This is a genomic window from Leyella stercorea DSM 18206, from assembly GCF_000235885.1.
GTDB lineage: Bacteria > Bacteroidota > Bacteroidia > Bacteroidales > Bacteroidaceae > Prevotella > Prevotella stercorea.
In genome coordinates, this window is the sequence record NZ_JH379399.1 from 17,646 (window position 1) to 32,258 (window position 14,613).

The window sequence follows — 14,613 nt, forward strand, 5'->3', positions numbered from 1 at the left end:
ATATGAACAAATCAGAAACACAACACACCTGTTGTGGCGGAAGGCAGAACTTCTGGCTGTGGCTTGGCGCATTGGTTGTGGGCTCGTGCCTCGGACTGCTCGGCGTGGAGTGGGTGAACACGGCGGCTAACTTCGTGGCTACTGTCTTCACACGTCTCTTCCAGTTTATAGCTGTGCCGACCATAGCACTCGCCGTGACAACAACACTCGCAACGTTCGGTATGCAGCGCGAGACACGTCGCATCTTCCGCCATACCATCAGCTACACGCTGCTCACCACCATCGCTGCAGCTGCTGTGGGCATGGTGCTCTATATCATCATCTCGCCCGACAACTTGCCGATGGAGATGGTGAAGAGTAGTCGTTTGGGTGACGGCGTACCGCAGGAGGTGACCAATGGGTCGTACTTCGACTATATGATTGGCATCGTGCCCGACAACTTCCTGCGCCCGTTTATCGAGGGCAATGTGCTGTCGGTGCTGCTCATCGCCGTGGCTGTGGGCTTGGCGTTGGCGAAGATGCCCGAGGGGGAGAACAAGGTGCTGCTTATGCGCGGACTGAGTGCGCTGCAGGAGGTAGTGTCGCGACTCATACGCTGGCTCATCGCTGTGCTCCCCGTGGGCATCGTGGCGTTCGCTGCGCAGTTGTCGGCAGAGGTGTCGGCAGGCACGGTCGTAGCATCGATAGGCAAGTATGTAGCCGTGATATTGGGTGGTAATATGCTGCAGTTCTTCGTGGTGCTGCCACTGTTCCTCGTGGCTCGCGGACTCAACCCCGTGCACGTTATGCGCCGTATGATGCCGGCTGTGCTCATGGCGCTGTTCACAAAGAGTTCGGCTGCTACGCTGCCCGTGACGATACAGACCTCGGAGGAGCGTCTCGGCGTGGACAGCAAGGTGGCACGCTTCGTGCTGCCCATCTGCACAACCATCAACATGAACGGTTGCGCTGCGTTCATCTTCGTGACGTCGCTCTTCGTGATGCAGAACGGTGGCGTGGAGCTGTCGCTGCCCGTGATGCTGCTTTGGCTGTTCATCTCCGTGGTGGCTGCCATCGGCAACGCCGGAGTGCCGATGGGCTGCTTCTTCCTCACGCTCTCGCTGATGTCGGGCGTGGGTGCGCCTGTTGCGATAATGGGTGTTATACTGCCCGTCTTCACGGTGCTCGATATGATTGAGACCGCCGAGAATGTGTGGTCGGACTCGTGCGTCGCAGCGATGGTGGATAAGGATATGAAGAAATGATGGGCGGTGTTTTCCGCTGATGCTGATAAACCAAAAAGATGGAGCCAACGATTGTTGACTCCATCTTTTTTGTTTTAAGCCTTCTTAGGCTGCTTTTAAGCCGAACTAAGCCTTTTTAGGGCAGCGCGTTTAAGCCGAACTAAGCCTTTCTAAGCCTTACTAAGCCTCTTTGGGCATTGTTAACTTGCGTTTACTTGTTTTCTGCGTCAATAGCCTTTATCTTCTGGCGAACCAGTTCGAGGTCGTCGCGCAGGTGCTGCACCTTGCGGTTCATCTCGTCGATGAGGCTGTTGCCCTTCTTGGAGCTTGCGTTGAGGAAACCGAGGTTGTTCTCGTAGGTCTGTATCTCCTGCTTGAGCTGGTCGAAGCGGCGAACCAGACGTCCACGCTCGTTGTCGAGAGCCTCTTCGCCACGCTTTGCCACGTTCTTGATGTTAGCCTTGAAGTCGTTCAGACGGCGGCGCTTTGTAGAGATGTTCAGCTCCTTGTAGATGCGGTCGAGCACTTCGTGATAAGCCTCGTAGAGCTTATCCTTCTCCTTGTACGGCACGTGTCCCACCTTGTTGTACTCCTCAGTGAGTGCCTGCACCTTCTCGCGTGTAGCTTCGGCAGCGTTCTCAGCGAGTGCTTTCAGCTGCTCGATGATGCCCTGCTTCTTCTCGAGGTTGGCGTGCTCCTCGTTGCGCTGACCTGCGCCGGCTGCGTTGCGAGCCTCGAAGAACTTGTTGCATGCGCCGAGGAAGTCCTGCCAGAGCTGGTCGCCGAGCTTCTTCGGAACCATGCCAATGGTCTTCCACTCCTTCTGCAGCGCGATGAGCTTGTCGCTTGTCGCCTTCCAGTCGGTGCTGTCGGCGAGTGCCTGCGCCTTCTCCACGAGTGCCTTCTTTTTCTCGATGTTCTCTGAGAAGGTAGCCTTGAGGGTCTTGAAGTATTCAGCCTTGCGTCCGAAGAAGTCGTCGCAAGCAGCGCGGAAGCGTTCGAATATCTTCACGTTCATCTTCTGCGGAGCGAAGCCGATGGTCTTCCACTCGTTCTGTATGTCGATAATCTCCTTAGAGTGCTTCTCCCAGTCGGCAGCGCCCTTGTTGTCGGTCTTGCAGAGTTCCTCTACCTTCTCGCAGAGGGCGGTCTTGCGTGCGAGGTTCTCCTCCTCCTTAGCGCGGAGATCCTCGAAGTGCTGCTGGTGGCGCTTATTGATTACGGTAGATGCAGCCTTGAAGCGTGCCCAAACCTCCTCGCGCAGCTCCTTAGCCACCGGTCCGATCTCGCGGTACTGCTGGTGGAGCTCCTGAAGCTGGTGGAAAGCGCTGATTACGTCTTCCTCGTCGGCGAGCTTCTCTGCTGCCTCGCAGAGCTTTGTCTTTAGCTCGAGGTTCTTCTTGAAGTCGTACTCGCGAGCCTCAGAGTTGAGCTTGAGCAGGTCGTAGAACTGCTCAACATATAACTGGTAGTTGCGCCAAAGCTCGTTAGCCTTGTCAGCCGGCACGTTCTTGATGTCCTTCCACTGCTGCTGCAGCTCCTTGAACTCACCGAACGACTTGCCTGCCTCGTCGGGCGATGTAGCCATGGCTTTGATTTTCTCAATTATTTCGAGTTTCTTCTCCAGGTTGGCTTGCTTTTCAGCCTCCTGCTGCTGCATAATCTGCGCACGTTTCTCGCGGATTACAGCCATTTGCGCCTTGAAAGTTTCCTCGGTTTCGTCGGGCAAAACCTGATAAGCTTCAGGGTTTCCACCGCCGTTGATGTATTCCTTCAGGCGTGCTTCACGCTCTGCGATGTGGAGTTTGTAGAATACTGTCTTTAAAAGGTCGATTTCCTCCTTAACTGGAGCTTCGTCGCTTGCGACGATTTCCTTCAGGCGGTCAACGACTTCTTGTTTAGTTTTGTAGACTTTTGTGTTCTCTACTTGCTGAACGTCGGCTGCAGCGGTCTGCTCTACGGCAGTCTGCTCTACGTTCTGCTCTTCTTGTGCACCTTGCAACAGGGCGTTTTCTTGAGAGTCCATCATTTAACTGTTTTAAGTTTATGATAAGGGTAATTCACACGAATGTGGCGCGAAGCCACATCCTCACATTATTTATTATAGACTGCAAACTTAAATAAAATATTTTGAATAGCGACAAAAAACGCAATTTATTTTTGCATTTTGCTTTAAAGCAGTCGCTTATGTCGCAGTATAATCCACGAAAGGGCTGATATTATCACCGAGATAAGTATCGCCACGATGAAGCCGAACGGGTATTCTTCCATGCCGTTGATGAGGTTCATTCCGAAGAATGAGGAGATGAGTGTGGGCAACATCATGATGATTGACACGGAGGTGAGTGTACGCATCACGGTGTTCATGTTGTTGTTGATGATGGATGAGTAGGTGTCCATCGTCGATTCGAGGATGTCGGAGTAGATGTTCGTCGTCTCACGAGCCTGCGACATCTCGATGTTTACGTCCTCGATGAGGTCGGCATCCAGTTCGTCCACCTGCAGCTTGAACTTCAGTTTGGCGAGCAGGGTCTCGTTGCCACGGATAGATGTGACGAAGTAGGTGAGTGAGTCCTGCAGACGCGAGAGTGCTATGAGCGACTCGTTGTTCACGTTGTGGTCGAGGTTGTGCTTCGCTTTCTCGATGAGCGTGTTAATCTGCTTCAGGCGTTTTAGATACCACACGGCAGAAGAGAGGAAGAGGCGGAATGTCATGTCAACATAGTCGGTAAATCCCTCGCCGCGCTTCTGGTGGTAGGACACGAAGTCGATCATCATGTTCGTCTCGTAGTAGCACACGGTGATGGTCACGTCGCGTTTGTGGATGATGCCGAGCGGCACGGTGGTGTACGGCGTACGTGAGCGTATCTCCTTGACGTATGGGATACGAAGGATGATGAGCATCCAACCGTCGTCGTACTCGTAGCGGGCACGTTCGTCGGTATCGCTGATGTCGGAAAGGAAATAATCGGGTATGTTAAACTCGTCTTCCAGCAATTGCTGGTCTTCTTCTGTTGGACATGTAACTTGTATCCAGCAGTTTGGCTGCCACTCTTCGATTTGTTTGAGGGTAGAATTGGTGTTCCAGTATGTTCTCATAAAGCTGTCTCCTTGGGTTAAACGATGCTTGGGAGACCGCATTGTGAGAGCGTCCTCCTGCATTACAAATTCGGGTTTTCCGCGTGATAGTCGTCCATAAATTAGTTACACTTTGATTTAACGCCTGCAAAGTTACGTATTTTTGTCGAATAAGTCTTCCTCGTAGCTGTGTTTTTTGCACAAAAGGATGCAAAAAACATAGGCGCTTTCGATTTTTATTCGTACTTTTGTCGTTAGAGTTAGATAAACGTTTCAATTCGATTGCTGCACCGGCTTGAGTGTAGCGTAACAATAAAAGTACAGCTATGAAGAAGCTAATCGTTATGTTGAGTCTGTTCTGTGCGTGCACGATGCAGGCTCAGGAGCAGAAACACTCCACATTCTATTATCAGCGTGCCACTCTGTTTGAGGCGCTGCCTACCAGCAAGAGCGACATCATCTTCCTCGGCAACAGCATCACCAACGGTGGCGAGTGGGCGGAACTGTTAGGCAATCCGCACGCCAAGAACCGCGGTATCAGTGGCGATACAACCCAAGGCGTACTCGACCGTCTGAGCACTGTGACAAAGGGCAAGCCGGCGAAGATATTCCTGCTCATCGGTACCAACGACTTTGCGCGCGGCAAGAGTATGGACGAGATTGTGAAGAACGTGGAGAAAATTGTGGAGCGCGTGAAGCGCGAGTCGCCTGCGACGAAGCTTTACGTGCAGAGCGTGTTCCCCGTGAATCCGAAGTTCAACAAGTTTTCTGGTCATATGGACCGTAAGAAGAATATTCCTGCGCTCAACGCAAAGATAAAGGCTGTTGCCGCACGCCACGGCGTTACATACATCGACGTGTACAAGTCGCTCGTAACGCCTTCTACCGACGTGATGAACCCTGAGTACACCAACGACGGCCTGCACCTGCTCGGCAAGGGATACCTGAAGTGGGTTGAGGTGCTGAAACCGTATCTGAAGTAGTATTTATAGACTCTTAACAGTATGAAACATAAAAAACTATTGATAAGCCTCGGTGCGAGTCTTGTACTGTTGTTAGGCATCGTCACCGCAGCTTCGTTCTACCTTGTCGACTATGCCCTTGTGAGTGCTGAACGCGAGCGCAACTCCGATTTGGCACAGATAGAGAAGCGTTTCCCCGAACTGAAGTCGTGGGTAGACAGCTTGCAAGCCGTGGGCGCACTGCGCGATACGTTCGTTGTGATGCCCACAACGGGTAAGCGTGCCCATGCTTTGTTTGTTCGTTCGCCACGTGCGAAGGGGCGCACCGCCGTGCTTGTGCATGGCTATTGTGACAACGCCACACGTATGTTGCCCATCGCACGCATCTACAATCGTGAGCTTGGGGCTAACGTGCTGCTGCCCGACCTCTATGCGCACGGACAGAGCGACGGCGACGCAATACAGATGGGGTGGAAGGATCGCCTCGACGTGCTGCACTGGATAAACCTGGCACCCGAACTGTTCCGCACCGAAGCCGACTCGATGCGCCTTGTGGTGCACGGCATCTCGATGGGTGCCGCTACGACGATGTGCGTCAGTGGCGAACAGACACCGCAGTATGTGAAGTGTTTCGTGGAGGACTGTGGATATACGAGCGTGTGGGACGAGTTCTCGAACGAAATATCTGCCCGCTTCTCGCTGCCCGACTTCCCACTGATGTACACTGCCTCGTGGCTTGTGCAGGTTAAGTACGGCTGGAACTTCAATGAGGCATCGCCACTGAAGCAGGTTGCGAAGTGCCAGAAGCCGATGCTCTTCATACACGGCGACAACGATACGTTCGTGCCCACCTGGATGGTGTATCCGCTCTACGAGGCGAAACCGCAACCCAAGGCACTCTGGATAGCGCACGGCAGCAAGCACGCCGATGCGTATGGCGACTACAAAGAGGAGTACACGCACAGAGTGCTGGAGTTCGTAAAGAAGTATATGTAAGAGTCTTTTTACTTTTTTACCTTTTTACTTTTAAAACTATTTCCTTCGCTGTGCGCTCCGACGGACTGTCTGCACCAATCTTCTGCCATACCTCCTCGTAGCCGGCAAGCATCTGCTGGCGTGGCTCGCCGTTGGGAAGCAGGCGTGTGAGTTGCTCGGCTACGTTAGCTTCAGAGAACGTGTTAGCCACTAATTCGGGCACCACCTCGCGGTCGGCGATGAGGTTGACAAGCGACACGTATTTCACCTTCAGCACCAACGGACGCAGCAGTCCCACCAGTTTGGGCAGCGCGGTGTTGTAGCACACCACCTGCGGAACGCGGAAGAGTGCCGTCTCGAGTGTAGCCGTGCCACTCGTGACGAGTGCCGTGTGGGCATGAGAAAGCAGAGCGTAGGTCTCACCGCGCACCACGCGCACGTTGCTTCCGCTGATGTGTGCGTCGTAGAACTCGGGTTCGATGCCTGGTGCCGCAGCAAGCACAAGCTGGTAGTCGGCGAAACGCTGCGCAGCAGCAATCATCTGTGGCAGTGTGCCCGCTATCTCCTGCTTTCTACTGCCGGCGAGCAACGCTATGATAGGACGCGCATCGAGCCCATGCTGACGGCGGAAAGTGGCATCGTCTACGTTGTATGTAGTCTGGAACTGTCTTACCTCCTCAGCAGTAGGGTTGCCTACGTAATGGATGGGGTAGTGGTGCTTCTGTTCGAAGAACGGCACCTCGAACGGCAAAATAGAGAAAAGCTCGTCGACGTTGCGCTTAATCTCCTTGATGCGATACTCCTTCCATGCCCATATCTTCGGTGAGATGTAATAATAAACGGGAATGTGCGTGTTGTTGTGCACGAACTTCGCAATCTTCAGGTTGAAGCCCGGATAGTCAACAAGTATCACTACGTCGGGCTGCCACTCCACGATGTCGCGCTTGCAGAACGCCATGTTGCGCAGAATTGTGCGCAAGTGGAGCAGTACGGCGATGATGCCCATATACGCCAAATCGCGGTAGTGGCGCACACGTGTGCCTCCGACAGCCGACATCAGGTCGCCGCCGAAGAAGCGGAACTCCGCTGTGGGGTCTTCCTTGAGCAGAGCTTTCATAAGATGCGAGGCGTGGAGGTCGCCCGATGCCTCGCCAACTATTAAGTAGTATTTCATGATTTTTTTTAGGTGGTGTTTAAGCCGAGGGCAGGTGGCGTTTAAGCCGAACTAAGCCTCTTTAAGGGTGTGTTTAAGCCGAACTAAGCCTCTTTAAGCCTTTCTAAGCCTTTGCTAACTAAGCCCTCCACGATGGGGAGGGTTGGGAGGGGCTCAAAACTTGTTTTGCCAGTTGCGCAGCAGGTCATAATCCGTAACATCGATGCGTGTCGGTGTGATGGATATGTAGCCATGTGTGAGCGCCCAGTTGTCTGTGTCCTCCTGCTCCGGCTCGTCGTTGCGGTAGGAGCCAGTCATCCAATAGTAGTCGTAGCCGTGCGGATGGCGCTGTTTTACGCATTCGTTGTACCATGTGCCCATAGCCATACGACATACTTTTATGCCCTTAAACTCAGTGAGTTTCGGGAAGTTTACGTTCAGGCACACGCCCTTGGGCAGACCCTCGCTGAGCACCTTTTGCACAATCTGACGCACATACGGGCGCAGCGGCTCGAAGTCGGCATCCGAAGAGAAGTCGCAGAGCGAGAAACCGATAGACGGGATGTACTTCATGCAACCCTCAAGTGTCACACCCATTGTGCCGCTATAGTGAACATTTACCGAAGCGTTGTCGCCGTGGTTGATGCCGCCCAAAATCATGTCGGGTAGGCGGTCAGCGAATAGCTCCTGCAGCGCAATCTTCACGCAGTCGACCGGTGTGCCGTTGCACGACCACATCTGCATACCCACCTCGTCGCGGCGCAGCTTGAGGCGTAGCGGAACTGTGGCAGAGAACGCCGTGGCGAAGCCCGATCGAGCCGATTCGGGAGCGCATACGATGATGTCGGCAATGTCGCGCAGCATGTCAATGAGCGAGTTTATACCCTTGGCATGATAGCCGTCGTCGTTAGAAATCAGTATCAATGGCTTTTTCGTATTCATAATTTTGGTTTTATTTCTTATGCAAAAGTACGAAAAAAGGTTTAAACGAGCCTATTCTCATATAAAATATGTACCTTTGCCGAATAATTTTGACTTCAAATGGGAAAGATAATAGCATTGGCCAACCAAAAAGGTGGCGTAGGCAAGACAACAACAACAATAAACTTGGCAGCATCGCTCGCTACATTCGAAAAGACGGTGCTCGTGGTGGACGCAGACCCGCAGGCAAATGCGTCGAGCGGACTTGGTGTGGACATCAAGGAGATTGACTGCTCGCTCTACGAGTGCATCATCGATCATGCTGACGTACACGATGCTGTCTACACCACCGACATCAACGGGCTCGACGTCATTCCCAGCCATATTGACCTCGTTGGAGCTGAGATCGAGATGCTCAACCTGAAGAACCGCGAGCGCGTTATCAAGAATATGCTCGACCAGATACGCGACGACTACGACTATATACTTATCGACTGCAGTCCGTCGCTCGGACTCATCACCGTGAATGCCCTCACCGCAGCCGACTCGGTCATCATTCCCGTGCAGTGCGAGTACTTCGCACTCGAAGGCATTACAAAGCTCCTCAACACCATTAAGATTATAAAGAGTAAGCTCAATCCGGCGTTGGAGATAGAAGGCTTCCTGCTCACCATGTACGATAGTCGTCTGCGCCTCGCCAATCAGATATACGACGAGGTGAAGCGACACTTCCAAGAACTTGTGTTCAAGACTGTCATACAACGCAACGTGAAGCTCAGCGAGAGTCCGAGTCATGGACTCCCCGTAATACTTTACGATGCCGACTCGGCAGGGTCGAAGAACCACTTGGCACTCGCCAAGGAAATAATCAACAAAAACGAAAAAAGAGTAAACAAACAAGACGATGGCAGTACACAAGAAATACAATAGAAGCGTATTAGGACGCGGACTCGACGAGATAGAAGGCGGACGCGGACTCGACGCTCTTATCGACACCGGTGGTGTGCGCACGCAAGGTACGTCCACAATCAATGAAATTCCGCTCAGCCAAATAGAAGCAAACCCCAATCAGCCCCGCCGCGACTTCGACCCTGAAGCACTGCAGGAGTTGGCTAACAGCATCAGTGAAATAGGTATTATTCAGCCTATCACGCTGCGTCAGGTGTCTGACGACCGCTTCCAGATTATCGCCGGCGAGCGTCGTTGGCGTGCTTCGCAGATGGCAGGACTCACAGCGATTCCGGCTTACATACGCACCATCGCCGACGAGAACGTTATGGAGATGGCTCTCGTTGAGAATATACAACGCGAAGACCTCAATGCCATAGAGATAGCACTCGCCTACGAACATCTGCTCGATGCCGACGGAATGACGCAAGAGAAGGTGTCGGAGCGTGTAGGAAAGAGCCGCACAGCCATTACCAACTATCTGCGTCTGCTCCGTCTGCCGGCTCAGGTGCAGATAGCCCTGCAGAAGAAAGAGATAGACATGGGACATGCTCGTGCCATCTTGGCAATCGATTCGCCATCGTTGCAGATAAAGCTCTTCAACGAAGTGCTCAAGAACGGCTACTCCGTACGCAAGGTGGAGGAGATGGCACAGATGCTGAAGAATGGAGAGGACGTGAACAGTGGCTCGAAGAAGATTGTGGCAAAGTCGAAGCTTCCAGAGGAGTACAACGCGCTGCGCACCCACCTCTCCGAATTCTTGCAAACGAAAGTGCAGATGACATGCTCGCCGAAAGGCAAGGGAAAGATAACCATTCCTTTCGCCAACGAAGAGGAGTTGGAGCATATCATGGCTGTGTTCGATAAGATGAAGTAAACGTTCTGTGCGTTACTTGTAGATAAACAAATCATAAAGAAGAACAGTGAAAAAGGACATTACATATATATTACAAACATTGACACTTACTGCGTTTCTGCTGCTGTTCGGTACAACGGCAAAGGCGCAAGAGCAGGTCGTAGCTGATAGTATGGATGTTCAGTTCACGTCTATAAAAGCCGATAGCATCTTCGTAGCCAGCGACACCATCATAGGCAAGCCTAAGCGCGACTGGAGCACGTGGCGACCCAACCCGAAGCGTGCAATGTGGCTCGCTATTGTCCTGCCTGGTGCCGGACAGATATACAACCGCAAGTATTGGAAACTGCCGATCGTGTATGGCGGATTCGTTGGTTGCGCCTATGCCATGCGTTGGAACAACCAGATGTATTCCGACTATTCGCAGGCGTATCTCGACTTGATGGACGACGACCCGAACACGCAGAGCTATAATCAGTTCTTGCATCTCGGAGCGAAGATTGACGAGACAAACATACAACGCTATCAACAACTCTTCAAGAAACGTAAGGACAAGTTTCGTCGTTGGCGCGACCTGAGCTTCTTCTGCTTGGTGGGAGTCTACGCACTCTCCATCATCGATGCCTACGTCGATGCATCGCTCTCCGAGTTCGATATCTCGAAAGACTTGAGCTTGAGGGTGGAGCCTACGATACTCAACAACGACCGCGAAAGAAATCCGTTCAAGGCTAATAGCTTGGGATTGAGTTGTAGCCTGAATTTCTAAAGACAAACAAACGAATATGAATAAATCACTGATACTTATAGCCGCAGCATTTTTCGGCTTTACCAGTCTGGCTCTCGCGCAGAGCGAGAATAATGACGACGAAATCGTTATAACCGATGCTCATGGTAAGCAGGAGGTTATCGACCTGCCCGAGGCACTTACCAACGATTATGATAGTCTGCTCAACAACTACAATAGCAAGACCTATCTGCATGTTAACTTCGACTGCAACATGCCCGATGTGAACCCCGTGTATAGTGCGGAGGTGTATAAAGAACGTCTGAGCCGTATGCCGACAATCATTGAGATGCCATACAATGATGTCGTACAGAAATTCATAGACCGTTACAGCGGACGCTTGCGCCGCTCGGTGAGCGTTATGCTCGGCGCACAGAACTTCTATATGCCTATATTCGAGGAGGCACTCGAGTCTTACGGCTTGCCGCTCGAACTGAAATATCTGCCAGTGATAGAGTCAGCACTCAACCCGAACGCCGTTTCGCGCGTCGGTGCCACTGGTCTGTGGCAGTTTATGATTACTACCGGCAAGAAGTATGGCTTGGAGGTGAACTCGCTTGTCGACGAGCGTCGCGACCCCGTGCGTGCATCGTACGCCGCAGCTCACTACCTGCGCGACCTCTATAAGATATTCGGCGATTGGAACCTTGTCATAGCAGCCTACAACTGCGGACCAGAAGCCATTAACCGAGCCATCCATCGCTCAAACGGCGAGAAGGACTATTGGCGCATCTATCCCTATCTGCCGAAGGAGACCCGTGGCTATGTTCCGGCGTTCATCGCCGCCAACTATATTATGAACTACTACTGCGAGCACAACATCTGTCCGATGCGTGCCGACTTGCCCGTGAAGACCGACACCGTGGTAGTCAACCGCGATGTACACTTCGAGCAGGTGGCTAAGGTGCTTGGTATGGATGTCGACCAGGTGAAGCAGCTCAACCCACAGTATCGTCGCAATGTGGTTAACGGCAGAACGAAACCGTCAGCACTGCGCCTGCCCGTGGCTATGGTGGGCAATTTCATCGATAACGAAGACTCTATCTACGCCTATCGCCCTGACGAACTGCTCACAAAACGACTTGAGGTGGCTGTGAACACAGAGACCCCAACCGTGTCGTACCGCTCTAAAGGCAGAGGTAGACACAGTAAATCGAGAACACGTAGAGGCTCGAATGGCCGTCGTAGGAGCGTGACTATACGCCAAGGCGACACACTCTCTGAAATCGCACGCCGTAGTGGAACAACAGTGAGCAAACTGAAGCGACTGAATAATATCAGCGGTACTAATATCCGTGCAGGCAAGAAGCTCCGCGTCAAGTAGTAATGATGCGGAAGTCTTCCTACTGCTGCATACATATATATACCTTATTAATATATAGGAGACCTAAATCATGGACGACCAAAATCTGAAAGACAAGCAGCGTGAGCTTGCTGATGACCAAATGATTGAACAAGCCTTCAAGGAAGTACTTGATATATACGTGGCATCGCGTCACCGAAAGAAGGTAGACATAATAACAAAGGCGTTCAACTTCGCACGACAGGCGCACAAAGGTGTGCGCCGGTTGTCGGGCGAACCATATATTATGCACCCTATCGCCGTGGCTCGCATCGCCGTAGAGGAGATGGGACTCGGCTCTACAAGTATCTGCGCCGCACTCTTGCACGATGTAGTGGAGGACACCGACTACACCGTAGAGGATATCTCGAACATCTTTGGCGAGAAGATAGCGCAGATTGTAGACGGACTGACAAAGATCTCGGGCGGTATCTTTGGCGACAAGGCATCAGCGCAGGCTGAGAACTTCAAGAAGTTGCTGCTCACGATGAGCGACGACATACGTGTCATCCTTATCAAGATATGCGACCGTCTGCACAATATGCGCACGCTACAATCGCAGCCTGCCAATAAGCAGTATAAGATTGCAGGCGAAACGCTTTACATCTATGCTCCGCTTGCCAACCGCTTAGGTTTGAACAAGATAAAGACCGAACTTGAAGACCTCTCGTTCCGCTACGAACATCCGGAGGAATACGATTATATAAAAGGAAAACTTGCAGATACGCAAGCGCAGCGCGATGTGCTCTTTGAAAACTTCACCGCTCCGATACGTGCTGCCCTCGACAAGATGGGCATCAAGTATGATCTGAAGGCGCGTGTGAAGAGTCCTTATTCTATTTGGAATAAGATGCAGAACAAGCACGTCACCTTCGACGAAATCTACGATATTCTTGCTGTACGTATAATTTATACGCCGAAGGAACGCTCGGAGGAAATCAACGAGTGCTTCAAGATATACGTCGCAATCAGTCAGATATATAAGTCGCACCCCGACCGTTTGCGCGACTGGGTGAACCACCCGAAGGCGAACGGCTATCAGGCTCTGCACGTGACGCTCATGTCGAAGCAGGGTAAATGGATAGAGGTGCAGATACGTTCCGACCACATGGACGAGGTGGCAGAGCAGGGCTTCGCTGCCCACTGGAAGTATAAGGAGCAGGGACTGGAGTCGAGCGTAGAGACTGTTGATGAAGATTCGGAACTCAACAACTGGCTCTCTACTATCAAGGAAATCCTCGACGACCCACAGCCCGACGCAATGGATTTCCTCGATACCATCAAGCTGAACCTCTTTGCAAGCGAGATATTCGTGTTCACACCGAAGGGCGAAATAAAGACAATGCCTGCACAGTGTACAGCTCTCGACTTCGCTTTTCAGATACACACCTTCCTCGGTTCGCACTGCATCGGCGCAAAGGTGAACCACAAACTCGTGCCACTGAGCCACAAGCTGCAGAGCGGCGATCAGGTGGAGATACTCTCCTCTAAGTCGCAGCATGTGCAGGCGTCGTGGATAAACTTCGTGTTTACGGCAAAGGCGAAGCAGAAGATTATGGCGATATTGCGTCGCGACAATCGCGAGTTGCAGAAACGTGGCGAACAGATACTTGATGAGTGGTTGCGCAAGAACGAGCTTGAGATGACTACCCCCGTGCTCAATAAACTCTGCGATCTGCATGAGGCGAAGAAGCATGAGGACCTCTTCTTGATGCTCGGCAAGCGTTCTGTCTTGCTCGGTGATAAGGATTTAGACGAACTGCGTGAACGTAAAACCGATCAAAATGGCGGTTGGCGCAAGTTCGTGCCGTTTCTCAAGAAGGGCGATAATAAGGAGGGTAAGAAGCCCCAACTGTTTGTTGTTGGCGAGGGCTTTAATAAGAAGAAGCCTGTCGTTATCAATGAGGAGAATATATCGCAATACATCTTCCCAACATGCTGCCACGCCATACCGGGCGATGACATCATGGGATATATCGATAACAAGAACCGCATAGAAATTCACCGTCGCGACTGCAGTGTGGCTTCAAAGTTGAAGGCAAGCTTTGGCAACCGCATCCTTGATGCGAAGTGGGATATGCATAAGGTGATGTTCTTCGATGCTACAATCGAGTTGCGTGGCATCGACCGCAAGGGTATGCTGCGCGAGATATCAGAGGTCATATCTGACAAGCTCGATGTCAATATGCACCGCATCACAATCTCGAGTGAGGATGGTATCTTCGACGGCACCATTGAGATTCGCGTTCACGATCGCAGCGAGGTTAGCGTCATCATGGATGAGCTAAAGAAGATTGAAGACCTCAAAGAGGTGCTACAGATATTATAAATATAAAATCCGCAATGCTTGTTGATTAGCATTGCGGATTTT

At 51.9% G+C, this 14,613-nt stretch carries 12 protein-coding genes; 8 read left to right on the plus strand and 4 right to left on the minus strand.

The window, feature by feature from the left end:
- Nucleotides 1–2: 2 nt before the first annotated feature.
- Nucleotides 3–1,244 carry a dicarboxylate/amino acid:cation symporter gene (locus tag HMPREF0673_RS04200; protein WP_007898471.1) on the plus strand — a complete coding sequence of 414 codons (1,242 nt, stop codon included), beginning with the start codon at nucleotides 3–5 and terminating at the stop codon, nucleotides 1,242–1,244.
- Nucleotides 1,245–1,434: 190 nt separating this feature from the next.
- Here HMPREF0673_RS04200 and HMPREF0673_RS04205 read toward each other — a convergent pair whose 3' ends face one another.
- Together HMPREF0673_RS04205 and HMPREF0673_RS04210 are read right to left on the minus strand one after the other, a co-directional pair.
- Nucleotides 1,435–3,252: a DUF349 domain-containing protein gene (locus HMPREF0673_RS04205; protein ID WP_007898472.1), complete on the minus strand. Its 1,818-nt coding sequence runs from the start codon at nucleotides 3,250–3,252 to the stop codon at nucleotides 1,435–1,437.
- Between the two features lie 143 nt (nucleotides 3,253–3,395).
- Nucleotides 3,396–4,322 carry a magnesium transporter CorA family protein gene (locus tag HMPREF0673_RS04210; protein WP_040596381.1) on the minus strand — a complete coding sequence of 309 codons (927 nt, stop codon included), beginning with the start codon at nucleotides 4,320–4,322 and terminating at the stop codon, nucleotides 3,396–3,398.
- A gap of 305 nt (nucleotides 4,323–4,627) precedes the next feature.
- Here HMPREF0673_RS04210 and HMPREF0673_RS04215 point away from each other — a divergent pair, with 305 nt between their 5' ends.
- Together HMPREF0673_RS04215 and HMPREF0673_RS04220 are read left to right on the plus strand one after the other, a co-directional pair.
- A complete protein-coding gene (locus tag HMPREF0673_RS04215; RefSeq protein WP_007898474.1) occupies nucleotides 4,628–5,284 on the plus strand; it encodes a GDSL-type esterase/lipase family protein in 657 nt (218 codons plus the stop codon).
- 21 nt (nucleotides 5,285–5,305) lie between these two features.
- Nucleotides 5,306–6,259: an alpha/beta hydrolase gene (locus tag HMPREF0673_RS04220; RefSeq protein WP_007898475.1), complete on the plus strand. Its 954-nt coding sequence runs from the start codon at nucleotides 5,306–5,308 to the stop codon at nucleotides 6,257–6,259.
- 16 nt (nucleotides 6,260–6,275) lie between these two features.
- On the opposite strand, the gene lpxB is transcribed toward HMPREF0673_RS04220, so the two are convergent.
- Complete coding sequence (gene lpxB / locus HMPREF0673_RS04225) at nucleotides 6,276–7,412, minus strand: lipid-A-disaccharide synthase (RefSeq protein ID WP_007898476.1); 1,137 nt, start codon at nucleotides 7,410–7,412, stop codon at nucleotides 6,276–6,278.
- Between the two features lie 153 nt (nucleotides 7,413–7,565).
- On the minus strand, nucleotides 7,566–8,333 hold the full coding sequence (gene surE, locus HMPREF0673_RS04230; RefSeq protein ID WP_007898479.1) for a 5'/3'-nucleotidase SurE: 768 nt from the start codon (nucleotides 8,331–8,333) through the stop codon (nucleotides 7,566–7,568).
- A gap of 99 nt (nucleotides 8,334–8,432) precedes the next feature.
- Here surE and HMPREF0673_RS04235 point away from each other — a divergent pair, with 99 nt between their 5' ends.
- The 5 genes from HMPREF0673_RS04235 to HMPREF0673_RS04255 all read left to right on the plus strand — a co-directional run bounded on the left by HMPREF0673_RS04235 (nucleotide 8,433) and on the right by HMPREF0673_RS04255 (nucleotide 14,571).
- On the plus strand, nucleotides 8,433–9,242 hold the full coding sequence (locus HMPREF0673_RS04235) for a ParA family protein (RefSeq protein WP_007898481.1): 810 nt from the start codon (nucleotides 8,433–8,435) through the stop codon (nucleotides 9,240–9,242).
- Nucleotides 9,217–10,137 (plus strand): ParB/RepB/Spo0J family partition protein, encoded by a 921-nt coding sequence (locus HMPREF0673_RS04240; RefSeq protein WP_007898482.1) that lies wholly within the window; start codon nucleotides 9,217–9,219, stop codon nucleotides 10,135–10,137. The genes HMPREF0673_RS04235 and HMPREF0673_RS04240 overlap by 26 nt, the downstream gene beginning before the upstream one ends.
- A gap of 79 nt (nucleotides 10,138–10,216) precedes the next feature.
- Nucleotides 10,217–10,882, plus strand: a complete 666-nt coding sequence (locus HMPREF0673_RS04245; RefSeq protein ID WP_245544226.1) for a DUF5683 domain-containing protein — start codon at nucleotides 10,217–10,219, stop codon at nucleotides 10,880–10,882.
- 16 nt (nucleotides 10,883–10,898) lie between these two features.
- Nucleotides 10,899–12,224 (plus strand): lytic transglycosylase domain-containing protein, encoded by a 1,326-nt coding sequence (locus HMPREF0673_RS04250; protein WP_007898484.1) that lies wholly within the window; start codon nucleotides 10,899–10,901, stop codon nucleotides 12,222–12,224.
- A gap of 70 nt (nucleotides 12,225–12,294) precedes the next feature.
- Nucleotides 12,295–14,571, plus strand: a complete 2,277-nt coding sequence (locus tag HMPREF0673_RS04255; protein ID WP_007898485.1) for a RelA/SpoT family protein — start codon at nucleotides 12,295–12,297, stop codon at nucleotides 14,569–14,571.
- Nucleotides 14,572–14,613 lie beyond the last annotated feature (42 nt).